The organism is uncultured Altererythrobacter sp., from assembly GCF_913057185.1.
Classification (GTDB): domain Bacteria; phylum Pseudomonadota; class Alphaproteobacteria; order Sphingomonadales; family Sphingomonadaceae; genus Erythrobacter; species Erythrobacter rubellus.
Map to the genome: position 1 here is coordinate 412333 of NZ_CAJXNK010000002.1, position 19404 is coordinate 431736.

The 19404-nt window shown below is 57.1% G+C and carries 16 protein-coding genes, 1 tRNA gene and 1 pseudogene; 13 read left to right on the plus strand and 5 right to left on the minus strand.

All coding sequences use genetic code 11. The features are described 5' to 3' along the window. Positions 1-3: 3 nt before the first annotated feature. Positions 4-888 carry a tyrosine recombinase gene (locus QZ487_RS09910; RefSeq protein WP_296024755.1) on the plus strand — a complete coding sequence of 295 codons (885 nt, stop codon included), beginning with the start codon at positions 4-6 and terminating at the stop codon, positions 886-888. A gap of 15 nt (positions 889-903) precedes the next feature. After that, the gene (locus QZ487_RS09915; protein ID WP_296024757.1) at positions 904-1851 is read left to right on the plus strand and encodes an acetyl-CoA carboxylase carboxyltransferase subunit alpha; all 948 of its coding nucleotides are present in this window, start codon (positions 904-906) and stop codon (positions 1849-1851) included. Between the two features lie 331 nt (positions 1852-2182). Here the strand turns inward: QZ487_RS09915 and QZ487_RS09920 are convergent, their stop codons facing one another. Both QZ487_RS09920 and QZ487_RS09925 read right to left on the minus strand, forming a co-directional pair. Next, positions 2183-2350: a Flp family type IVb pilin gene (locus tag QZ487_RS09920; protein ID WP_285975371.1), complete on the minus strand. Its 168-nt coding sequence runs from the start codon at positions 2348-2350 to the stop codon at positions 2183-2185. 116 nt (positions 2351-2466) lie between these two features. Then, positions 2467-2652, minus strand: a complete 186-nt coding sequence (locus QZ487_RS09925; RefSeq protein WP_296024763.1) for a Flp family type IVb pilin — start codon at positions 2650-2652, stop codon at positions 2467-2469. An 80-nt stretch (positions 2653-2732) separates the two neighbouring features. Between QZ487_RS09925 and QZ487_RS09930 the strand changes: the two genes are divergently transcribed. The 3 genes from QZ487_RS09930 to folE all read left to right on the plus strand — a co-directional run bounded on the left by QZ487_RS09930 (position 2733) and on the right by folE (position 4093). Next, the gene (locus tag QZ487_RS09930) at positions 2733-3173 is read left to right on the plus strand and encodes a (deoxy)nucleoside triphosphate pyrophosphohydrolase (protein ID WP_296024766.1); all 441 of its coding nucleotides are present in this window, start codon (positions 2733-2735) and stop codon (positions 3171-3173) included. Positions 3174-3200: 27 nt separating this feature from the next. Continuing rightward, positions 3201-3277, plus strand: a tRNA-Arg gene (locus QZ487_RS09935). Between the two features lie 201 nt (positions 3278-3478). Further along, positions 3479-4093, plus strand: a complete 615-nt coding sequence (gene folE / locus QZ487_RS09940) for a GTP cyclohydrolase I FolE (RefSeq protein WP_285976993.1) — start codon at positions 3479-3481, stop codon at positions 4091-4093. A gap of 366 nt (positions 4094-4459) precedes the next feature. On the opposite strand, the pseudogene QZ487_RS09945 reads toward folE, so the two are convergent. After that, positions 4460-4666 (minus strand): annotated as a pseudogene (locus QZ487_RS09945) (glutaredoxin); the annotation flags it as partial. A gap of 12 nt (positions 4667-4678) precedes the next feature. Here QZ487_RS09945 and QZ487_RS11510 point away from each other — a divergent pair. Then, on the plus strand, positions 4679-5047 hold the full coding sequence (locus tag QZ487_RS11510) for a copper resistance protein B (protein ID WP_367114452.1): 369 nt from the start codon (positions 4679-4681) through the stop codon (positions 5045-5047). Here QZ487_RS11510 and QZ487_RS09955 read toward each other — a convergent pair. Both QZ487_RS09955 and QZ487_RS09960 read right to left on the minus strand, forming a co-directional pair. Next, entirely contained in the window at positions 4997-5902 is a 906-nt protein-coding gene (locus QZ487_RS09955) for an OmpA family protein (protein ID WP_296024768.1), read from the minus strand. The two genes, QZ487_RS11510 and QZ487_RS09955, sit on opposite strands and share 51 nt — an antisense overlap. A 302-nt stretch (positions 5903-6204) precedes the next feature. Next, on the minus strand, positions 6205-6684 hold the full coding sequence (locus tag QZ487_RS09960; protein WP_285975366.1) for a peroxiredoxin: 480 nt from the start codon (positions 6682-6684) through the stop codon (positions 6205-6207). A 181-nt stretch (positions 6685-6865) separates the two neighbouring features. On the opposite strand from QZ487_RS09960, the gene ahcY reads away from it, so the two are divergent. The 7 genes from ahcY to addA all read left to right on the plus strand — a co-directional run bounded on the left by ahcY (position 6866) and on the right by addA (position 19342). After that, on the plus strand, positions 6866-8284 hold the full coding sequence (gene ahcY / locus QZ487_RS09965) for an adenosylhomocysteinase (protein ID WP_296024772.1): 1419 nt from the start codon (positions 6866-6868) through the stop codon (positions 8282-8284). A 111-nt stretch (positions 8285-8395) separates the two neighbouring features. Next, entirely contained in the window at positions 8396-10735 is a 2340-nt protein-coding gene (locus tag QZ487_RS09970; protein ID WP_296024775.1) for a PAS-domain containing protein, read from the plus strand. Further along, positions 10732-11169: a tRNA (adenosine(37)-N6)-threonylcarbamoyltransferase complex ATPase subunit type 1 TsaE gene (gene tsaE, locus QZ487_RS09975; RefSeq protein ID WP_296024778.1), complete on the plus strand. Its 438-nt coding sequence runs from the start codon at positions 10732-10734 to the stop codon at positions 11167-11169. The genes QZ487_RS09970 and tsaE overlap by 4 nt, the downstream gene beginning before the upstream one ends. Continuing rightward, on the plus strand, positions 11166-12155 hold the full coding sequence (locus QZ487_RS09980; protein WP_285976991.1) for a phosphotransferase: 990 nt from the start codon (positions 11166-11168) through the stop codon (positions 12153-12155). Before tsaE ends, QZ487_RS09980 begins: the two co-directional genes overlap by 4 nt. Next, positions 12152-12868 carry a nucleotidyltransferase family protein gene (locus QZ487_RS09985; RefSeq protein ID WP_285975362.1) on the plus strand — a complete coding sequence of 239 codons (717 nt, stop codon included), beginning with the start codon at positions 12152-12154 and terminating at the stop codon, positions 12866-12868. The genes QZ487_RS09980 and QZ487_RS09985 overlap by 4 nt, the downstream gene beginning before the upstream one ends. After that, the gene (locus QZ487_RS09990) at positions 12861-15878 is read left to right on the plus strand and encodes a PD-(D/E)XK nuclease family protein (protein WP_296024780.1); all 3018 of its coding nucleotides are present in this window, start codon (positions 12861-12863) and stop codon (positions 15876-15878) included. The genes QZ487_RS09985 and QZ487_RS09990 overlap by 8 nt, the downstream gene beginning before the upstream one ends. Beyond that, on the plus strand, positions 15875-19342 hold the full coding sequence (gene addA / locus QZ487_RS09995; RefSeq protein ID WP_296024784.1) for a double-strand break repair helicase AddA: 3468 nt from the start codon (positions 15875-15877) through the stop codon (positions 19340-19342). The genes QZ487_RS09990 and addA overlap by 4 nt, the downstream gene beginning before the upstream one ends. The last annotated feature ends 62 nt before the right edge of the window (positions 19343-19404 follow it).

The following is a 19404-nucleotide window of genomic DNA, read 5'->3' on the forward strand; positions in this document are numbered from 1 at the left end:
ACCATGAGCGCGGCCAGCGAAGCCTTTCTCGACATGTTGGCAGCCGAACGCGGGGCAGCGATCAACACGCTGGCGGCGTATCGACGCGACTTGCAGGGCTCGGAGGACCTGATCGGAGACCTAGCTAAGGCATCGCGCGCAGATGTACAGAAACTGGCCGCAGCATGGTCTGGGCTGGCACCTTCTACAGTGGCGCGCAAAAGCTCGGCGCTACGACAATTCTTCGGTTTTGCAGTGGATGAAGGCTGGCGGGGAGACGATCCCTCGAATGCGCTTCCCAAGCCGCGTGCGCGGCGACCCTTGCCCAAGATTCTCTCGCATGATGACGTCGACAAACTTTTCAATCGAGCGGAATTGGAGACGGGCAGCGGCAAACCGGCGGCGGTTCGTCAATTGGCCTTGCTGGAATTGCTTTACGGTTCGGGATTGCGCGCAAGTGAACTCGTTTCGCTTCCTGTCTCCTCGGTCCCTCGCGATGCCCCCTTGCTGACGGTGATGGGCAAGGGCGGGCAAGCCCGGATGGTTCCGGTGAGCGAGCGCGCCAAAGAGGCAATCGCGCTTTGGATGGCGGTTCGAGGGGCGCCCTCTGGGCCAGCTGCGCGATTCCTGTTCCCGTCGCGCGCCAAGCATTTGACCCGTGTGCGCCTATACCAGATGTTGAAAGAACTGGCTTTGCGGGCCGATATCGATCCCGGATCGGTCAGTCCGCACGTGTTGCGCCATGCCTTCGCAACGCATCTGCTGGAAGGTGGTGCGGACCTGCGCGTGCTACAAACTCTGCTTGGACATGCGGATATTTCCACAACGCAAATTTACACCCATGTCGATGCTGCGCGCTTGGTTGCGCTGGTAAATGCGCGACATCCTCTTGCCCGAAACGCAACATAAGACTAGCGCTGCCGCATGATTTCATATCTCGAATTCGAGAAGCCGATTTCCAAGCTCGAAGAGCGGATCGCAGAACTGCGCGCCGCTGCTGACAATGACGAGGTCAATGTCGGCGCGGAGCTCAAGCGGCTCGAACAAAAAAGCAAGGAACTTCTGGCGAGCACTTATGCCTCGCTAACCCCTTGGCAAAAGACGCAGGTTGCACGGCACCCGCAGCGGCCGCATTTGCGCGATTACATCAAACACGCCTTTGACGAATTCGTGCCATTGGGCGGTGATCGTTATTACGGCAATGATGAAGCGATTCAGGGCGGATTTGCCCGGCTAAAGGGTAAGCGCGTTGTTTTGATCGGCCATGAGAAAGGCCACGATACCGAGACGCGCCTCAAACACAATTTCGGCATGGGCAAGCCAGAGGGCTATCGCAAGGCAATCCGCTTGATGGAACTGGCTGGCCGGTTCGATCTGCCGGTGGTCACGCTGGTGGATACTTCGGGTGCATTTCCCGGCGTTGAGGCCGAGGAACGGGGCCAGGCAGAAGCGATCGCACGCTCGACGGAGGCATGTCTGGCATTGCCGACACCGATGGTGGCGACGATCGTAGGTGAGGGCGGTTCTGGCGGCGCAGTCGCTTTGGCGAGTGCGGAGCGTGTGCTAATGCTTGAACACGCGGTATATTCGGTAATCTCTCCTGAAGGGTGTGCATCAATCCTTTGGCGTACCGCTGAGAAAGCACCTGACGCAGCCGAAGCTATGCGCGTCACTGCGCAACATCTGAAGCGCTTGAAGATTATTGACCGGATCGTGAAAGAACCTGTTGGCGGCGCGCACCGCGCGCCTGAAGCGATGGCGCGGAGCCTGGGCAATGCGATTGCTGAAGAGCTTGAGAAGCTTGGCAAGATGCCATCGGACCAGATCCGGCAGATGCGCGAAGAACGCTTCCTGCAGATCGGCGCAAGTTAGATCGTTTCAAATTGCCGTTGATCGCCCTTGCAGCGAAGGCTGCGATGCGCGATGCTGCGCGTGTTTTCCAAAGCGCGTGGTGGGGCGCAGACGCTGAAAAACGGAGAGAATTCATGGCTTTTTCGCGCAAGGCATTGGCACTGACAACGGCGGCTTCGCTCAGTCTGGCGCTCACCGGTTGTATGGGCGGGGGCAGCATTCCCAGCGCCTCGACCCCGATTACGCAGTAAGAGGCCCAGCAGGGCGCAGAGTCCGAGGAATTTACTGCGCACAAAAGAAAAGCGGCGGGGAAACCCCCGCCGCTTCGCTTTTCGGCGATGCCGTTCGAAAATTAGGCGTTTGCCAATTTGGTCGAAACGTCAGTGAAGGTGTTGTCCAACTGGTCACCTAAAGCGCCCATTGCAGTGATAGCAGCAACTGCGATCAGTGCAGCGATTAGGCCGTATTCAATTGCAGTCGCGCCTTGCTCGTTTTTGAGAAGCTTGTTGAAGAAAGTCATTAGTCGTCCCCTAGTTCAGTCTTCGGTACCCGTGTCCGATCGAGTATTCCGACCGAACTGACAAAGGTGTAATCCGCAGTTATTGAAAAATCCTAAATCGGATGCTTTCAAAATATTTACCTTGATCCCACCTCGACCATCACGGTTTTAACCGTGTTCCACATCCGGGCATTCTCGTCCGCAACCGAACCAAATGCTCCCATGGATGCAATAACGATTAAACTTGCGATCAGGCCGTATTCGACGGCGGTTACCCCGGAATTGTCGCTCCCGATACGCTTAACGAAAGTCGGTAATTTCATAGACAAAACCTGTTTTTACGTCGTGATGAGAGCCTTCTGCGCCTCAGGGTGTTAAAAATGTGTTGAGGGGGAACCGAAGTTTGGAAAAAAATCCGACATTCATGCGTGTGGTGGCTGGCGCTCTGCAGCGCCAAGATGGCCTCTGGCTGATGCACAAGAGGCCCCTGCACAAACAGCATGGTGGACTGTGGGAATTTCCTGGTGGCAAAGCGGAAGTATATGAAAATCAGAACGAAGCCTTGATTCGCGAGCTTCACGAAGAGCTCGGGATCAAAGCCGTCCTCGACTCGCATAGCTCGATTGCTGAAGCGAGACATGCTTCGCCGACCGGAGGTGAAAAGATTGTCATCGCGCTATACACTTGCCGGTATTGGGTGGGGGAGCCGCAGGCATTGGAAGGCGGGTCAATCGGTTGGTTTACGCCTGATGAGATTAACAAGCTCGACAAGCCACCGCTTGACGTAGTGCTAGCGGAAAAACTGTTTGAAGAATTGGCCGATAAGGGATTGCAAAGGCGGTAAAGCCCCCTTATGTGCCGGCCCTCTCGCGCGCCAGTAGCTCAGCTGGATAGAGTACCTGACTACGAATCAGGCGGCCGGAGGTTCGAATCCTTCCTGGCGCGCCAAGAAAACCCATCCCCTCGGGGGTGGGTTTTTTTGTAGAATCTGCAGAGTTTTTGGAACATTCACGGGCAGATGCTGTTCTTTCTCCGGGCTTAACTCGTGAATCTAAGTGCGTGTTTGAAAGACCCGTCAAGACGCGCCGGCCGTTTTAGATGGCGCGTCAGGAAAGAACGACATACGCGAAAGACATAGCCATGAACTATATGAGCGTGCATGATAACGCTGAGTTTGATCCGGAGAATCCCTTGAACAAGCCTGACGTTCCTGAAGATGTGCAAGAAGCCATTCGTACACTGATTCGCTGGGCCGGAGATAATCCAGAGAGAGAAGGCCTGGTCGACACGCCCAAACGGGTGGGCAGGGCCTGGCTGGAATACTGCCAAGGCTATCAGAGCGATCCCGCAGTCCATCTCAGCCGCATCTTCGAAGAAGTTGGCGGTTATGACGAGATTGTTCTTCTGAAAGACATTCCGTTCCAGTCGCATTGCGAACATCACATGGCGCCAATCACGGGAAAGGCGCATATTGCCTACATTCCCGACAAGAAAGTTGTCGGCATCTCTAAACTCGCGCGCGTCCTTCATGGTTTCGCCAACCGCCTGCAGGTGCAAGAGCGCCTGACTGCTGAAGTTGCCGATTGCATTTGGCAGAACCTTGGACCGCGCGGTGTAGCCGTTGTTATCGAGGCCGAGCACGCTTGCATGACGGGCCGCGGTGTTAAAGTGCACGAAGTGGAAATGCTCACCAGCCGCATGATGGGCTGCTTTCTCGAAGATCATCGCAGCCGCAAGGAAGTGATGAGCCTGATGGGCTACTAGATCTCAGCGCAGCTGTGCTTCTTCTATCATCTAATCGTTCCACTGTAGGCGTGCCTCAAGCTGAAGCTTCGTTCAACGGGTCTCTAAGGCGGCTGTGCGTTCCTGCTTTTGCCCGCAGTCATAGCGCACGGAATATCGAATGCGCTTACCGTGTCGAAGATATATTTCTTCGGCGACGGGGTTTGTGTTGAGACAAGCAAAACCCTGTTCGGATCATTGGGATATCCGGTTCCCTTGATGTAGCCGTCGCGAACTTGGTAATGCGTTCGACTGGTAAGGACAACGACCTGAAGAGCGCCGTCGATGCTCTATGCTAGGCATTGGACGGAGAGGGCTTCGATTTCACTCCGGGCCAGATATAACCGTTTAGCCGACAAGGCTTGGCTTCACCAACATCCACAGCGCCATGCTGATCATAAACAGATTTTCGGTCAGTGAGACAAACCCCAAGGGCACATTACTGTCTCCGCCTACGCAGGCGCATTTCAGTTCGCGCTTATCGATATACACCGCCTTGAACACGCTGATTGCACCGATTGAGCCAATCAGAAGCGCAACAGGGATCGACACCCAATCGAGCTCGAGATGTCAGCGCAAGATATTCCGGAGCGAGAGATTAGTGCGGGTCTGACCAAGATCGAACCCGGCCTTCGCTTACGTTATGAATTCGTGCCTGAATTCGCCCCCTATGTCGGCGTAGATTACGAGGCAAAGTTGGGTCAGGCCGCCGATCTTGCCCGCGCCGATGGTGAAGATGTGGCTGGTCTCAAAATCTTGATCGGGCTGCGAGCCTGGTTTTGCGCGCATCGCTGCGAGACTGGCCTAGATATTGATTGGCAAAATAAACGGCGCCGCACCGAGAATTTCGGCGGGCGCCTCTCCAAAACTAAAAGTCAGATTGACTTAGCTGTCTCCAAATCCGTCGAGCGCTTTGCTCACCAGAATGTTGACTGAAACGCGGCGGTTTTCTGAACGACCTGCGGCAGTGCTGTTGTCGGCCGTCGGATCAGAGGCGGCCATGCCAGTTGGCGTCAACATGCGAAATGGCTTCCACGAGCATTCCTGTTGGAGGTAGTTAACTACGCGGCCTGCGCGTTGCTCACTCAGGCGTTGGTTTACTTCATAGCTGCCAGTTGAGTCAGTGTATCCAACCACCAGTAGCAGTGAGTTTTCGATCGCATCGGCTTCAGCGGCTGCGGCGCACAGCTTTTCGCGAGCTTTGCCAGACAGCTGGTAGCGGCCAGAGGCGAAGTAGACATTAGTCACGCCCTTGATGTTATACTGATCAATGTCGCCAAGTCGGCCGCGAAGAGCCTCTGCTGCGCGTGCATTCTCTTTAACGCCGACCTTATTCTCTCCGATCGCCTGCTCGTTTGCTGCGAAGCGTTGAGCGGTTCCGTTGCGGATCATCGCAGCGGTTTTAAGATCATCGTTCTTGAAACGAATGTCGCTGGCAACAAGCGTTGCGCCGGATTGCCAGGTTTCAACTGTCACAGGCAGGCCGTTGAGCAGCGCATCGATGCCGAGGCTTTTGCGCCCCAGACCAAGGAAGCCACCAGTTCCGCGTACGCGGGTTTCGTCGTTTACCGCAACCGTGGTGGTAGTTCCGCCTGCCGTTGTGATTTGCAGACGATCTTCATTGCGAGCGGCTATAATTCCTTCGATCTTCGGGCCTTCAACGCCAACAACCGTAGTCAAGACTTCTTCCGATGGCGCGGTTTGGTCTTGGGCAACCGCTCCGCTCCAAGCGGGCGCTGCGACAATCGACATTGCGAGCATCGCTTTGGTTCCCTTTGAGTGGACTTTCATCAGTGTACTCCTTCATTCGTAGCCGGTTGCAATGTTGTATCTATGGACAAACCGGCCGACCCATATGAAATTGACCCGCTTGCGCGAGCCAAACCCCCGTTTAAAATGTGACGAGAAGCCATAATCGCGCCATTCACACGATCCCAGCTTGCCTGATAGCTATTGGGGGTGTTTCGAGCGCAAGTTGCGGCGAACTGATTGTATCGGCCTGAATCGCGCGTCTGATTCGGTTCAATTCGCCTCAATGAAACGAAAAAGGCCGCCGCACTGGGCGCCCTTCAAGCTTACATATGTTGGAAAGCTCAGAGCTGGCCGAGCATGTGTTCCGCGCTCGAAACCGAGAAGTCGCCTGGCGCTTCGACATTCAGTTCTTTGACAATGCCGTCCTCGACAATCATCGAAAAGCGTTGACCGCGCTTGCCCATACCAAAGCCCGAACCATCCATGGTCAGGCCCACCGCTTCCGCGAATTCGGCATTGCCGTCTGCCAGCATCGTGATGTCATAGCTGCCAGCTGCCTTGTTCCATGCGCCCATGACAAAGGCATCGTTCACTGCGGTCGCGGCGATTTCATCAATGCCCTTTGCCTTCAGCTCTGCGGCCTTCTCGACATAACCGGGAAGGTGGCGTGCTGAACAGGTGGGTGTGAAGGCGCCCGGAACCGAGAAGAGAGCTACTTTCTTGCCAGCGAAATAATCGGCCGAGGAGACTTGCTCCGGCCCGTTTTCGGTCGCTTTGACCAGAGTTACATCAGGAAGCTTGTCACCAACCGAAATTGCCATCGCGTAATATCCTTTCGAAATTCCGTTTAACTGCGCTCGATATAGGCGCTTGCTGCGCGTCCGCAATAATGAAGGATATAAAGAATCTTTTATATTTGCCCTAGGGCAGTCGTGGCGTTAGAGCCCCCGACATATTTTTGGCACTGGCATCGGCTGCGATGCTGGATTGATTTTCAGGAGTTTGGCCGTGGCAAAAGCTGCACAAGATTACATCATTAAAGACATCGCGCTGGCCGAGTATGGTCGAGACGAAATCGCGATCGCCGAAACGGAAATGCCCGGCTTGATGGCATTGCGGGAGGAATACGGAGAGAGCCAGCCGTTGAAAGGTGCACGCATCACCGGTTCGCTGCACATGACCATCCAGACGGCCGTTCTGATCGAAACTCTCATTGCACTGGGTGCGGAAGTCCGCTGGGCAACTTGCAACATCTTCTCGACTCAGGATCACGCAGCGGCAGCCATTGCGGCGCAGGGTATCCCCGTGTTTGCGATCAAGGGTGAAAGTTTGGCCGATTATTGGGACTATGTTGGTCGTATCTTTGATTGGTCGACCGAATCACATGCTGACCTGACGGCGAACATGATCCTTGATGATGGGGGTGATGCCACCATGTTCGCGCTTTGGGGCGCCCGCATCGAGGCTGGCGAAGAATTGCCAGCACCTGGCAATGCAGAGGAAATCGAATTCCAGCGCGCGCTCAAGGCTTTCGTTGCTGCACGGCCAGGTTATCTGACCAAGTCGGTTGAAAACATCAAAGGCGTCTCGGAAGAAACCACTACCGGCGTGATGAGGCTCTATCAGATCGCGAAGCAGGGCAAATTGCCGTTCCCGGCGATCAATGTGAACGACAGCGTGACCAAATCCAAATTCGACAACCTTTATGGCTGTAAGGAATCGCTGGTCGACGCGATCCGCCGTGCGACTGACGTGATGTTGGCTGGCAAGGTCGCTTGCGTTGCTGGCTATGGCGACGTTGGCAAGGGCTCAGCGGCGTCACTTCGCGATGGCGGTGCGCGCGTTATGGTCACAGAAATCGATCCGATCTGTGCATTGCAGGCAGCGATGGATGGCTATGAAGTTGTGACGATGGATGAAGCGGTGAAACGCGCTGATATCTTCGTGACGGCGACCGGCAACGAAGACGTGATCACTGGCGAGCATATGGAAACCATGAAAAACATGGCAATCGTGTGCAACATCGGCCACTTCGACAGCGAGATTCAGGTTTCTGCGCTCGACAATTACAAATGGAAAGAAATCAAGGAAGGAACCGACCTTGTGACTTTCCCGGACGGGTCTTCGATCCTCGTTCTTGCCAAGGGGCGCTTGGTCAACCTCGGCTGCGCGACCGGTCACCCGAGTTTCGTCATGAGCAGCAGCTTCACTAACCAGACGCTGGCGCAGATCGAATTGTTCACGAAGGCGGATGAGTACGACAATGAAGTCTACGTTCTGCCCAAACACTTGGACGAGAAGGTGGCAGCGCTACACTTAGAGAAGCTTGGTGTTCAGCTGACTCAGCTGAGCCAGAAGCAGGCCGATTACATTGGCGTGCCACAGGCAGGACCTTTCAAGCCGGATCACTATCGCTACTAAGCGCTCGGTTCGTCCGAAAATCTACGATAGCCCTCGCAAACTGATGTGTTTGCGGGGGCTTTTCTTTAGTGATCGGTTGCATCCGCCGCAGCCCGCGCATAGCTGGGATCGATGGACTTTTCGCCGACCGCTTTGGCCATGATCGGGCTACTGCTAGCCGCTTGGACGGTGGGCGCAGCGTTGCTTATGATCAGAGCAGCGCAAAGGTCCCAGAAATTTGAGGTTCTGAAACGTTCAAGCGCGCGGCTCTCGGGCATGCTCGAAGAAGCCCCGGCCATCCCGATGCTGGTCCTTGCCGATGGCAGGTTAGAGGTGCATGAACGCCTTGCTGGGTGGCTTGGCCTAGATTCACCTCCATCGTTCTTGAGCGAGCTCGACGGCGGCGCGAGCGCTGGCCTCACAACTGCGCAGCTTGAAGATTTGACCCAGGCTATCAAGGTCACACAGAGAACTGCCGCGCCTTTTCGCATGTCGATCAAATTGGATGGCGCGGGGCGCAGCCTGGCATTCCGTGGGTGTGCGGCAGACCCCAAAGTCGCGCCAGGCGGGGCGGCGCAGGTGTGGATTTTCGATTTTACCGAGAGCGAGGGCGAATTGGCTCTATTGCGCGAACAGGTTTCGCGGGCGCAAAGTGATTTCACTGCTCTGGTTGGTTTGATTGAGGCGGCCCCGATTCCCATGTGGTTCCGGGGAAAAGATGCCAATATCAAGCTGGTGAATCGGGCCTATGTCGACGCTGTGGCAGCGCAAAGCGCCGACGAAGTGGTCAGCAAACAGATCGAATTGTTGGAATCCCATCAAGGCAAGTCAGCACGAGATTACGCGAAGGAAGCCGCTGCAAGCGGTGAAACGATTGAGCGGGAATCTCCTGCGACAATTGATTGGCAGCGCAGGCTTTTGCGGGTTAGCGACCTTGCAGTCGGTGACGAAGGCATTGCTGGCTACGCGATTGATATCGAAGAAACAGAGCAGATTGCCCGCAAATTCCGCGCATTCCGCCAAGCGCAACGTGCAATGCTGGATCAATTGTCGGTTGGGGTTGCTCAGTTTGACGCCGATCAGAAATTGGCCTTTGCGAACAAACCCTTCATTCGGCTGTTCGATCTGCCATTTGGAATCGTATCCGATCACATTCCCTTTGATCGTTTCTTGAGCGATGCTCGAGAGAAACGGCGCACGCCAGAGGTTCGAGATTTCCCCGCCTGGCGCCGCGAGCGGGTCGAATGGTTCAGCTTAAACGAGGCGGTGGAGGAGGCTTGGCCGCTCGGTGCGGGGCAACATCTTCGGATTGTCGGTCAACCTATGCCGGATGGCGGCTTGGTTCTTTTCGCCGAAGATCGCACAGAGCAATTGGCCGAATCCGCCACGCGCGACACCTTGCTGCGAACGCGAACGGCCATGCTCGACAGCCTGTTCGAGGCGATCGCTGTGTTCGCTCCAGATGGGTCACTTCAGCTTTGGAACCGCAGCTTTGCGGGAATCTGGGGCATTGAACCCGAAGCGCTTGACGGTCACCCTTCTGCCGACAAGTTGATCGAAGCAATCGCGCCAAATCTGCAGAAGTCTGCCCATGCGGATGCGATTGGCAAGATCATCCGGTCTGCCACACTGGACCGCAAGGAAAAAGGCGGGCGGGTTGAGCTGGCGGGCGGTCGAACGCTTGAATTTGCGGGTGTGCCTTTGCCCGATGGCAATGGACTGTTGACGGTTCTCGACATCACGGATTCACAAATGGCAGAGACCGCGCTGCGTGAGCGCAATCAAGCGCTGGAAGAGGCGGATCGTGTGAAAGCGAGCTTCCTGGCCAATATGTCATATGAATTTCGTACTCCGCTCACGTCGATCGGCGGCTTTGCGGAGTTGATTCAAAGCGGTGCAGCTGGCCCCGTCAGTCCGCAGTTGGAAGAATACGTTCAAGCCATTCTGGATTCGGTCAACCGCCTGACCGATCAGGTCGAGAACGTGCTTGATCTCTCGCAAGGTGAAGCGGGCATGTTGCCGCTTTCGAAGAAGCGGCTCGAACTGCTCCCCTTTGTGACCGGCATTGTGCGTGAGCGAGAGCAGGCGATCAGCGACAAGGGACTTAGCCTGGACCTGCGCGGAAATGCGGGCGGTGCGATTGATGCTGACCCCAGGCAATTGAGCCGTGCGATTGGTCACCTGCTCGACAATGCCATCGCAGCTACAGATCGCGGCGGCAAAATCCTGGTTGACGTTGCCCGTACGAAGGATGGCGCGCGGATTGTGATTTCGGACAATGGATCCGGAATGGGCAAACAGGAGTTGGCACGTTTACTCGATGGATTGCGCCTGACCGAAGACGGCAAGGTCGAGCGGCGCGACGGGCTTGGCGTTCCCCTGGCCCGCCAGTTTGTTGAAGCGCACGGCGGCAAATTGACACTCGAAAGCAGGAAGGGCGTTGGCACCACCGCCTTGATCATGCTGCCGTGATTCGTGAATTACCTGATCTGCCGGCCATGACCGAGTTTGGCCAGGCGATTGCGCGCAAGCTGAAAGCCGGTGATGTCGTTGCGCTCACGGGCAATTTGGGCGCCGGGAAGACGACACTGGCACGTGCCATCATCGCAGGTTTGGGGCATACGGGGGAGGTTCCGTCACCAACCTTCACAATCATCGAGGTTTATGATGCGCTATCACCGCCAATCGTCCATGCGGATTTCTATCGCTTGGAAAACCCGGCCGAAGTCCTCGAGCTTGGGTTGGATGACTATCGCGAAGGTGCTGCGTTGATCGCTGAATGGCCTGAAAAGGCTGGTGGTTTTTCGAATGAACTAGCCTGCCTCGCGATCGAGCTGGAAATTGTGGGCCAATCACGCCGTGCGAATGTTCAAGGCGGCAGGGAGTGGCTAAGCCGTTTGCCATGACTGTTCTGCCTGAAGGTTTGCAAGGTTTCATCACTGGTGCGGGTTGGGGTGAAGCGTCGATTGAGGCGATCCCGGGGGATGCGTCTTTCAGGCGCTATTTCCGGCTGCGCAATGGTGCAAATACCGCAATGTTGATGCACGCACCTCCGCCTCACGAGGACCCGAGACCGTTCGTATTTGTGGCCGAATGGTTGCTCGATAACGATATGCGCGCGCCCGAATTGTTGGCGCAGGATCTGGATGCTGGGTGGTTGCTGATCGAGGACTTTGGCAACGATCGAATGCGTGAATGGATCGAGGCGAGACCAGAGACAGAGACCGCAATCTATGCGCAGGCGATAGACACTTTGGTGAAGCTGCATCAGCACAAAGCCGGCCCGCTCGAGTCATACGATATGTCTGTGTACCAACGCGAAGTTGGGCTGTTGACCGAATGGTATTGCCCGGCGGCTGGTTTGAACGTGGATGAAGCCGGCTTCATCAAAGCCTGGGACGCGGTTCTTTCACCGGTGTTGGCGCGGCAGCAACCGGGGGTCACTGTTCTGCGGGATTACCACGCCGAGAACATCATGATCCTGAACGGGGCTGGCGGTGCAGAGGGCGAGCAAGGCCTCATCGATTTCCAGGACGCTTTGGTGGGCCATCCCGCCTACGATCTGGTTTCTTTATTGCAGGATGCGCGCCGCGATGTTGCGCCGGCGTTAGAGCGCGCGATGCTGGACCGATACGTTTCTGCTGCGCATGCGGGAGAAGATTTCGAGGCGGACTATGCCGTGCTCGGCGCGCAGCGGAACACCAAGATCGTCGGTATCTTCACACGGTTATGCAAGCGGGATGGCAAGCCGAAATATCTCGATTACATCCCGCGTGTTTGGGCGTTGATGGAGCGCGACCTTCTGCATCCGGCTCTTTCACCCGTTGCCGATTGGTTTGATGCGAACATTCCCGATGAAATTCGCCGCAGCGGCGGAGGGACAATCGCATGAGCGAACTGGCGTCGGATACTGCGATGATTTTGGCGGCCGGGATGGGTAAGCGGATGCGTCCGCTTACCGCTAGTCAGCCCAAGCCACTGGTGCGCGTGGCTGGAAAACCGCTGATCGATCATGCGCTGGACCGGCTCGAAGATGCAGGGGTCGCTAAAGCTGTGGTCAATGTGCATTATCTCGCGGATGCGCTGGAAGCGCATATCGTCGGGCGCGCTGCTCCTGCGGTGACTATCTCCGATGAACGTGAGGAGCTGCTCGAAACGGGTGGCGGCATGTTGAAGGCATTGCCGCGGCTGCCCGATCCGTTCTTTTCGCTCAATTCGGACAATATCTGGCTGGATGGGCCGAGCAGCGCATTCCATGACCTGTCCAATCGCTGGAATCCGGACGAGATGGACGCTTTGCTGCTTGTGGTGCCGCATGCGCGCGCGGTCAATTTCAGTGGCGCGGGTGACTTCCACATGGATCCGCTCGGTCGCCTTCGCCGCCGCATCAGCGGTCGCATTGCACCCTTTATCTATACGGGAATCCAGCTGGTCTCGCATCGCTTGATGCGTGAAGCGCCAGAGGGCGCTTTCTCAACCAACCTCCTCTGGAACCGCGCGATCGAGGAAGGACGCCTGTTTGGGGCATCTTTCACAGGACAATGGTTTGAAGTCGGCACGCCAGAAGCGATAGCGCCGACAGAAGCAGCGCTGCAGCGTGGCTGAAGCGAAACAGCCAAGTATCTATTCAATTGCCGCTCATCGCGGTTTCGCGGATGCGCTCGTGGCGGGTCTTGTCCCGCGCTATAGCGAGGAGGGCGTGGGCCTTGCCCGTCTGACCTTGCTTTTGCCGTCCAGCAGGACCGCCCGCAGCGTGAGTGAAGCCTTCATCCGTCACTATGGAATGCAAGGCGATGCGAACGGCCTCTTGATGCCGCGCATGGTCATGATCGGCGATCTTGACCTCAATGAAGCGCTGGGCGCCTTGCTCGATCCTTTGGGTGCGTCAGACATCCCGGCGGCTGCTGATCCGACGCGGCGATGGCTGGTTCTAGCAAGCCATTTGCGCACCGCCATGGAACGCGAGGGGCAACACATTTCGGGTGATGCGGCGTTGCTCCGCATGTCGCGCGAATTGGCAGGCACCATGGATAGGCTGATCGCAGAGGAAATCAGCTTTAATGACTTTCTTAGTGAGCGTGTTCTGGGCGCGCATACAGAGCTATCCGAACATTGGCAGCGCAACACCAAACTGTTCAAGCTGGTGCAAACGCTTTGGCAGGCGGAATTGGACGAACGCGGCGAAGTCGATCTGGCGACACGGCGCAACATGCTGTTCGATAAAGCTTCACGGCGATGGAAAGATGCTCCACCAGAAACGCCCATTGTGGCCGCCGGAGTGACAAGCGCTTCGCCAGCTCTGGCGCGGATGCTGCGCCGGATCGCGGACTTGCCGAACGGCGCCGTTATTCTGCCCGATCTTGATCTTTCGATGCCAGATAATGGCTGGGATGAACTGGGTCGGGCAGGGCGTTCGCCCGAGCCGGACGAATTGCCATTCTCAGCGCGTGAAGCGGCTACGCACCCGCAGTATCACTTGAAGCTCCTGCTGCACCGGATGGGCGTAGCGCGGGAAGAGGTTCGGCAATGGCATCGCAAGGGCATGAGCGCGGCCCCGCCAGAGCGCAGTCACGCGATCTCCTCGCTATTCCTGCCACCGGAAGCGAGCAAAGCCTGGGTCGATTTGCCTGCTGACAAACGCAGGCTTTCGGGCGTGAAGACGCTTGCCTGCGCGACTTCGGAGGACGAGGCGCAAGCAATCGCCATTCTGGTGCGTGAAGCTTTGGAACAGCCTGAGAAGCGCGTTTCGGTCGTCACACCCGATCGCACATTGGCGCGGCGCGTGGTGCAGCATTTGACGCGCTGGAACATCGAAGCGGACGATACCGCAGGCATGCCATTGTCGCTCACGCCTGCTGGTCGCTTCGCGCTGCAACTGGCGGAACTTGCGGTTGAGGAGTTAGCGCCAGTCCAGCTGATTGCCGCGCTTGGCCACCCGCTGGTGAAGCAAGATGATGCACGCGCGGATTGGCTCAGGGCGTTGCGCGCATTCGAAAGAAAGCTGCGTGGGCCGCGGCCTGCACCCGGGCTGGAAAGCCTGCGAAAGGTCGCGAGTGACGCTGGTGTTGCAGATTGGTGGAGTGAGGTGGAAAACTTGCTGCAGCCGATTATCGACCTTGCCGGGCAAAGTGACCTGATCGGGCTCGCGGACACCATAGATGTGTTGTCCGCTACTGCAGAAGCGATGGCAGGCGAAGCGGTCTGGCGAAATGAAGACGGGCGCGCTTTGTCGCGGCTGGTTGAAGAACTGCGCCTCCATGCGCGTGACGTGGGGACAAAGATATCGCTGGAAGAGCTGCACTCCGCTTTGCGCGATGCGATGGAGCAAGTGTCCGTCCGCCCACCTTATGGCGGCCATCCGCGCGTAGCCATTTACGGCTTGCTTGAAGCCCGCATGACGCGTGCTGATGTGGTGATTTGTGGCGGTTTGAATGAGGGGACGTGGCCGCAAGCTCCGTCGCCTGATCCACTGCTGGCGCCAGCTATTTTGCGCGCATTGGGAATGCCCGGCCCGGAATTCCGAATTGGTCTAGCGGCGCATGATCTGGCGGGTGCGCTGGGCGCGCCTGACGTCGTTTTGACCCGCGCTATACGCGACATGGACGGGCCTACGATCCCGTCCCGTTTTCTCCTGCGTATCGAAGCGCTGCTGGGCGAAAACGCGAAAGCGCATGAATTTAGCGAGGTCGCGCAATTGGTCGATGCGATCGACCGCGACGCTGGCGAACGGGATGCCTACCCGAGACCCGAACCGAAACCGTCGTTGGAGCTGCGCAATGTCGCAATCAATGTAACGGGTCTCGACCGGCTGCTGGGTGATCCATACCAGTTCTATGCGGACAAAATTCTGGCATTGCGCAAGCTTGATCCGCTGGATGCAGATCCGTCGCGTGATTTCGCCTGGCAAGGCACGCAAGCGCATACGATTCTTCAGCGTTGGCATGAGGCAAATTTGAACGGCAATACCGTCAGCATTGCCGGGATTGTAGCGAAGGTTCTGGATGAGGCTAACATTCACCCGCTCTTGCGCGGGTTGTGGCAGCCGCGTCTGCTGGCCGGGCTTGAGTGGGTTGAGCGAGAGGTCGCCGTTCTGGAAGATCGGGCGATTGTAGCGGTTGAAGCCCAAGGCTCGATGACATTTGACGGCGTGCGGGTTTATGGGCGCGCTGACCGGATTGACCGGATGGACGATGGTTCACTTGCGATTGTTGACTACAAGACAGGCAAGCCACCTTCGGCCGCTCAAGTTGAAGCAGGCTATGCCCTGCAGATGGGCACGATGGGATTGATCGCACGGGATGGCGACTTTGCTGGATACAGTGGTGTCACGTCGCGTTTCGAGTATTGGTCGCTGGCCAAGGACGATGGCGATTTCGGATTTGTGTCTACACCTTGGAAGGACGGACAGAAACGGAGTGGCATTGAACCCGCCGAGTTCCTGCCCAAACATGAAGAGTTTCTGCGCAAAGCCATCACTCAATTTGTCAAAGGCGATAATCCTTTCACTGCGAAGCTGAACCCGGATTATCCGGGCTACAATGACTATGATCAATTGATGCGTCTGGATGAGTGGCAGGCCAACTTGGTCGATGACTATGAGGAGGCGTCGGCATGAGCGGTGCAGTCTTCCCCCTCAAGTACAACCAGCGCGCGGCGGTTGCACCCGAGGACAGCGTCTGGCTGTCCGCCTCTGCCGGCACAGGAAAGACCCAGGTTCTTTCCGCGCGCGTTTTGCGGCTGCTGCTGCAACCCCATGTTGATCCTTCGCAGATACTTTGTCTGACGTTCACGAAAGCGGGCGCGGCGGAGATGGCAAACCGGATCAATTCGGTGTTGGCACGCTGGGTGCGGATCGACAGCGCGAAACTTGGCAAAGAGCTTGAGCATATCGGGGCTTCGAACAGTCCGGAAACACGTGATCGCGCAAGGACGTTGTTTGCCAGTGTGCTCGATTGTCCGGGTGGCGGACTGCGTATCGACACCATCCACGCTTTCTCGCAATGGTTGCTTGCAAATTTCCCCAATGAGGCCGGGATGATGCCCGGAATGCGCCCGATAGAGGATCGTGAACGGGTGTTGCTGGCGCGAGACGTGCTGACCGATATGCTGGTCGCGGCCGAGCGCGATAATGACACCGCAACGCTCAAAACGGTTGCGGAGTTTACTCTCAGCAAGGGTCAGGATGCGCTGCAGAAATGGCTGATGCGCTGCGCAAACTCGAACGAGCTTTGGTATGGGCCCGGCGCATGGCAGCCGCCAATGGCGCCGCAGGTAAGGCAATTGCTGGGCATTCCAAGCGATGCGGATGAAGCGTGGGCCCAAGATGCGCTTTCCCCGGATGTGTTTCCGGATCACCAGTTGCAGACGATGTTGCCTGTGATGGAGTCTTGGAGTGCGAAGACAGGGGCAGAAACCGCCGCTTTTATCCGTGAATGGTTGCCTCTTGGCGTTACGGGAAGAGCAGAGCGGTACGATCAGTTCTACAAAACCGTTTTGACGGCGAATGGCGCACCGCGCCAAATGAAAAAGCCCGCGCAAGAGGATCCTTCTCTGCCCGGTCGGCAGGAAGAGATAGCCGAAGCATTGGCCATATTCGACGAGCGCAGATCACTGCTGGAGCTTTCCGAATTCCTCGCACCAGCACTGGAGCTTGGGCGTGTTTTTGCCCTGCGCTGGGATGCGGCGAAGATGCGCGAAGGCCTGCTCGATTTTGACGATCTGATCCAGAAAGCCGCCGCATTGCTTCGGCAAAAGGATGCAGCCGACTGGATCCGCTTCAAACTGGATCGACGCTTCGATCATATCCTTGTCGACGAGGCGCAGGACACCAATGAAGTACAATGGAGAATCATCGATGCACTGATCGATGATTATTTTTCCGGGCTCGGCGCATCGGGCGATAAGCTGCGCACGATTTTCGCGGTCGGCGATTACAAGCAAGCGATCTTTGGCTTTCAAGGCACAAGTCCGGAGAACTTCCGCAAGGCAAAGGAACGCGTGAAGGCATCGATCTTGAGCGCGGTGCAGAACGCAGCAGAGACGCGGCACAATTCGCGCCAGAGAGAGTTGCAAGACCTCGATCTGGGCCAGTCATTCCGGACCAGTTATCCTGTTCTTGATTTCGTGGACCGCGCGGTTGAGGCAATCGGGCCGACGGCATTGGGGCTGCAAGACGATTACAAGCATCATGAAGGTCAAACACGTGCCGGGATGGTAACATTGTGGAACCCGGTGCACGACACACGGGATTCCGGCGAGAGCGACGATCGTGAAGGCGGAGAAGAAGGCTGGCTTGCAAAGCACGATCGCAAGAATGCGGAACGGATCGCGCGGCAGGTGCAGCGCTGGCTCGACGGAAGCGAACCCTTTGCCTTGGAGAAGGGCGAGCATCGCAATGTGCGCCCGGGCGATATCATGGTGCTCGTTCGCAGCCGCAAGGATCTGGCCGGCCTGATTGTCGCGCGGCTCCACGCCCGCGGAGTTCCTGTTGCTGGCGTTGATAGGTTGAGGCTGGGCGAGCCGTTGGCGGTCAAGGATCTGATGTCGGCACTGCGTTTCGCATCACAGCCGTTGGATGATCTGGAGCTGGCCAATCTGCTGTCGTCCCCATTGATCGGTTGGTCCCAGGATGATCTTCTCGCCTATGTGCCGCGCGAGAAGAAAAAGCGTCTCTGGCACCATTTACGCGGCCATGAGGCCCCCTTTGTGCATGCGACGGTCGAACGGCTTCGCGAACTTCTGGCTCTGGCTGACTATGAAACCCCTCAAGCTCTGCTCGAATGGATATTGGTAGGGCCATGGCAAGCCCGCAGAAAGCTTGTTTCGCGCCTTGGGCAAGAGGCCAACGACCCGATCAACGAGCTGGTGAATTCTGCCTTCGCCTACGAAAGCGGCAATACTCCCAGTCTTGCCGGCTTCATCCAATGGTTCGACGTGGGCGAGGGCGAGCTAAAACGCGATCCCGATGGTGCGCCCGACCTGGTCCGCGTGATGACAGTGCATGGTTCCAAAGGGCTACAAGCGCCGATCGTGATTTTGGCCGATGCGACCAGCAAGCCCGGCGATGTGCGTGAACTTGAGCTGGAAGAGAATGCGCCCTCACTGGACGCAAGCGATGACGTGCGCCGCATTCCGTTGCCGGGCGTCAAGTCTGAGCAGCGGAAGGGGCGCCTGGAAGAAGCGCATGAGTTGGCTAAGGCGAAGGAACTTCAGGAGCATTGGCGACTGCTCTATGTAGCAATGACCCGCGCGGAAGAGGCGTTGTTCATTGGCGGCTCTTTAGGCCCAAAGACCAAAGAACCGCATCCTGACAGCTGGTACGCCCGGCTGACCCCGCTGATGGGGGATGTCGTGCTTGAGGACGATATCTGGCTTGGCCGCAGGGAATATGGGACTCGCGCCAAGCCTGTTCTTGAGACCGCCAACGCAATCGCCGAGATTGAGTTTGCGGTACCTCAATGGCTCAAGACACCCATCGGACCTGAGCCCAAGCCACCGCGTCCTTTGGCTCCTTCTTCGGCCGGGGAAGACCATGGCAGCGATCCTCCGCTCCCGTTGGATCAGGTGCAGCATGCGGCGAAGCGCGGCGTTCTGATCCATGCATTGCTAGAGCGCCTGCCGGATGTGCCAGCGGATGATCGCGCCCGATTGGCGACGAAATGGCTAGCGCGCAATGGGCGCGAGTTTGACGAGGTCGCGCAACACGAGATGCGTAATCTGGCCCTGCGTGTGCTCGAAACGCCTGAATTTTCCGATGTGTTCGGACCTGACTCGCTCGCGGAAGTCCCGATGGCGGCAACGGTAGCCGGGCAAGTGATTGCAGGCACTATTGACCGGATACTCATCAAAGATGATGCGATCACGATAGTCGATTTCAAGACAGCACGGCGACCGACCTCTACTGCAGATAGCGTTCCCGACAGTATCCTCAAGCAAATGGCGGCCTATGCCCTTGCGCTTGAGGCGATCTACCCGGGGCGCACGATCCGCGCGGGAGTGCTCTACACGCAAACGCCACAATTAATCGAAATACCTCAAGAGCTTATCGCGTTACACAAGAACGCCTTTGTGGACGGGTGAGAAAGCTATCCACGTTCAAACATTGAGTGAGCGCGAAAAATTCCTAGATATGCCGCAACACA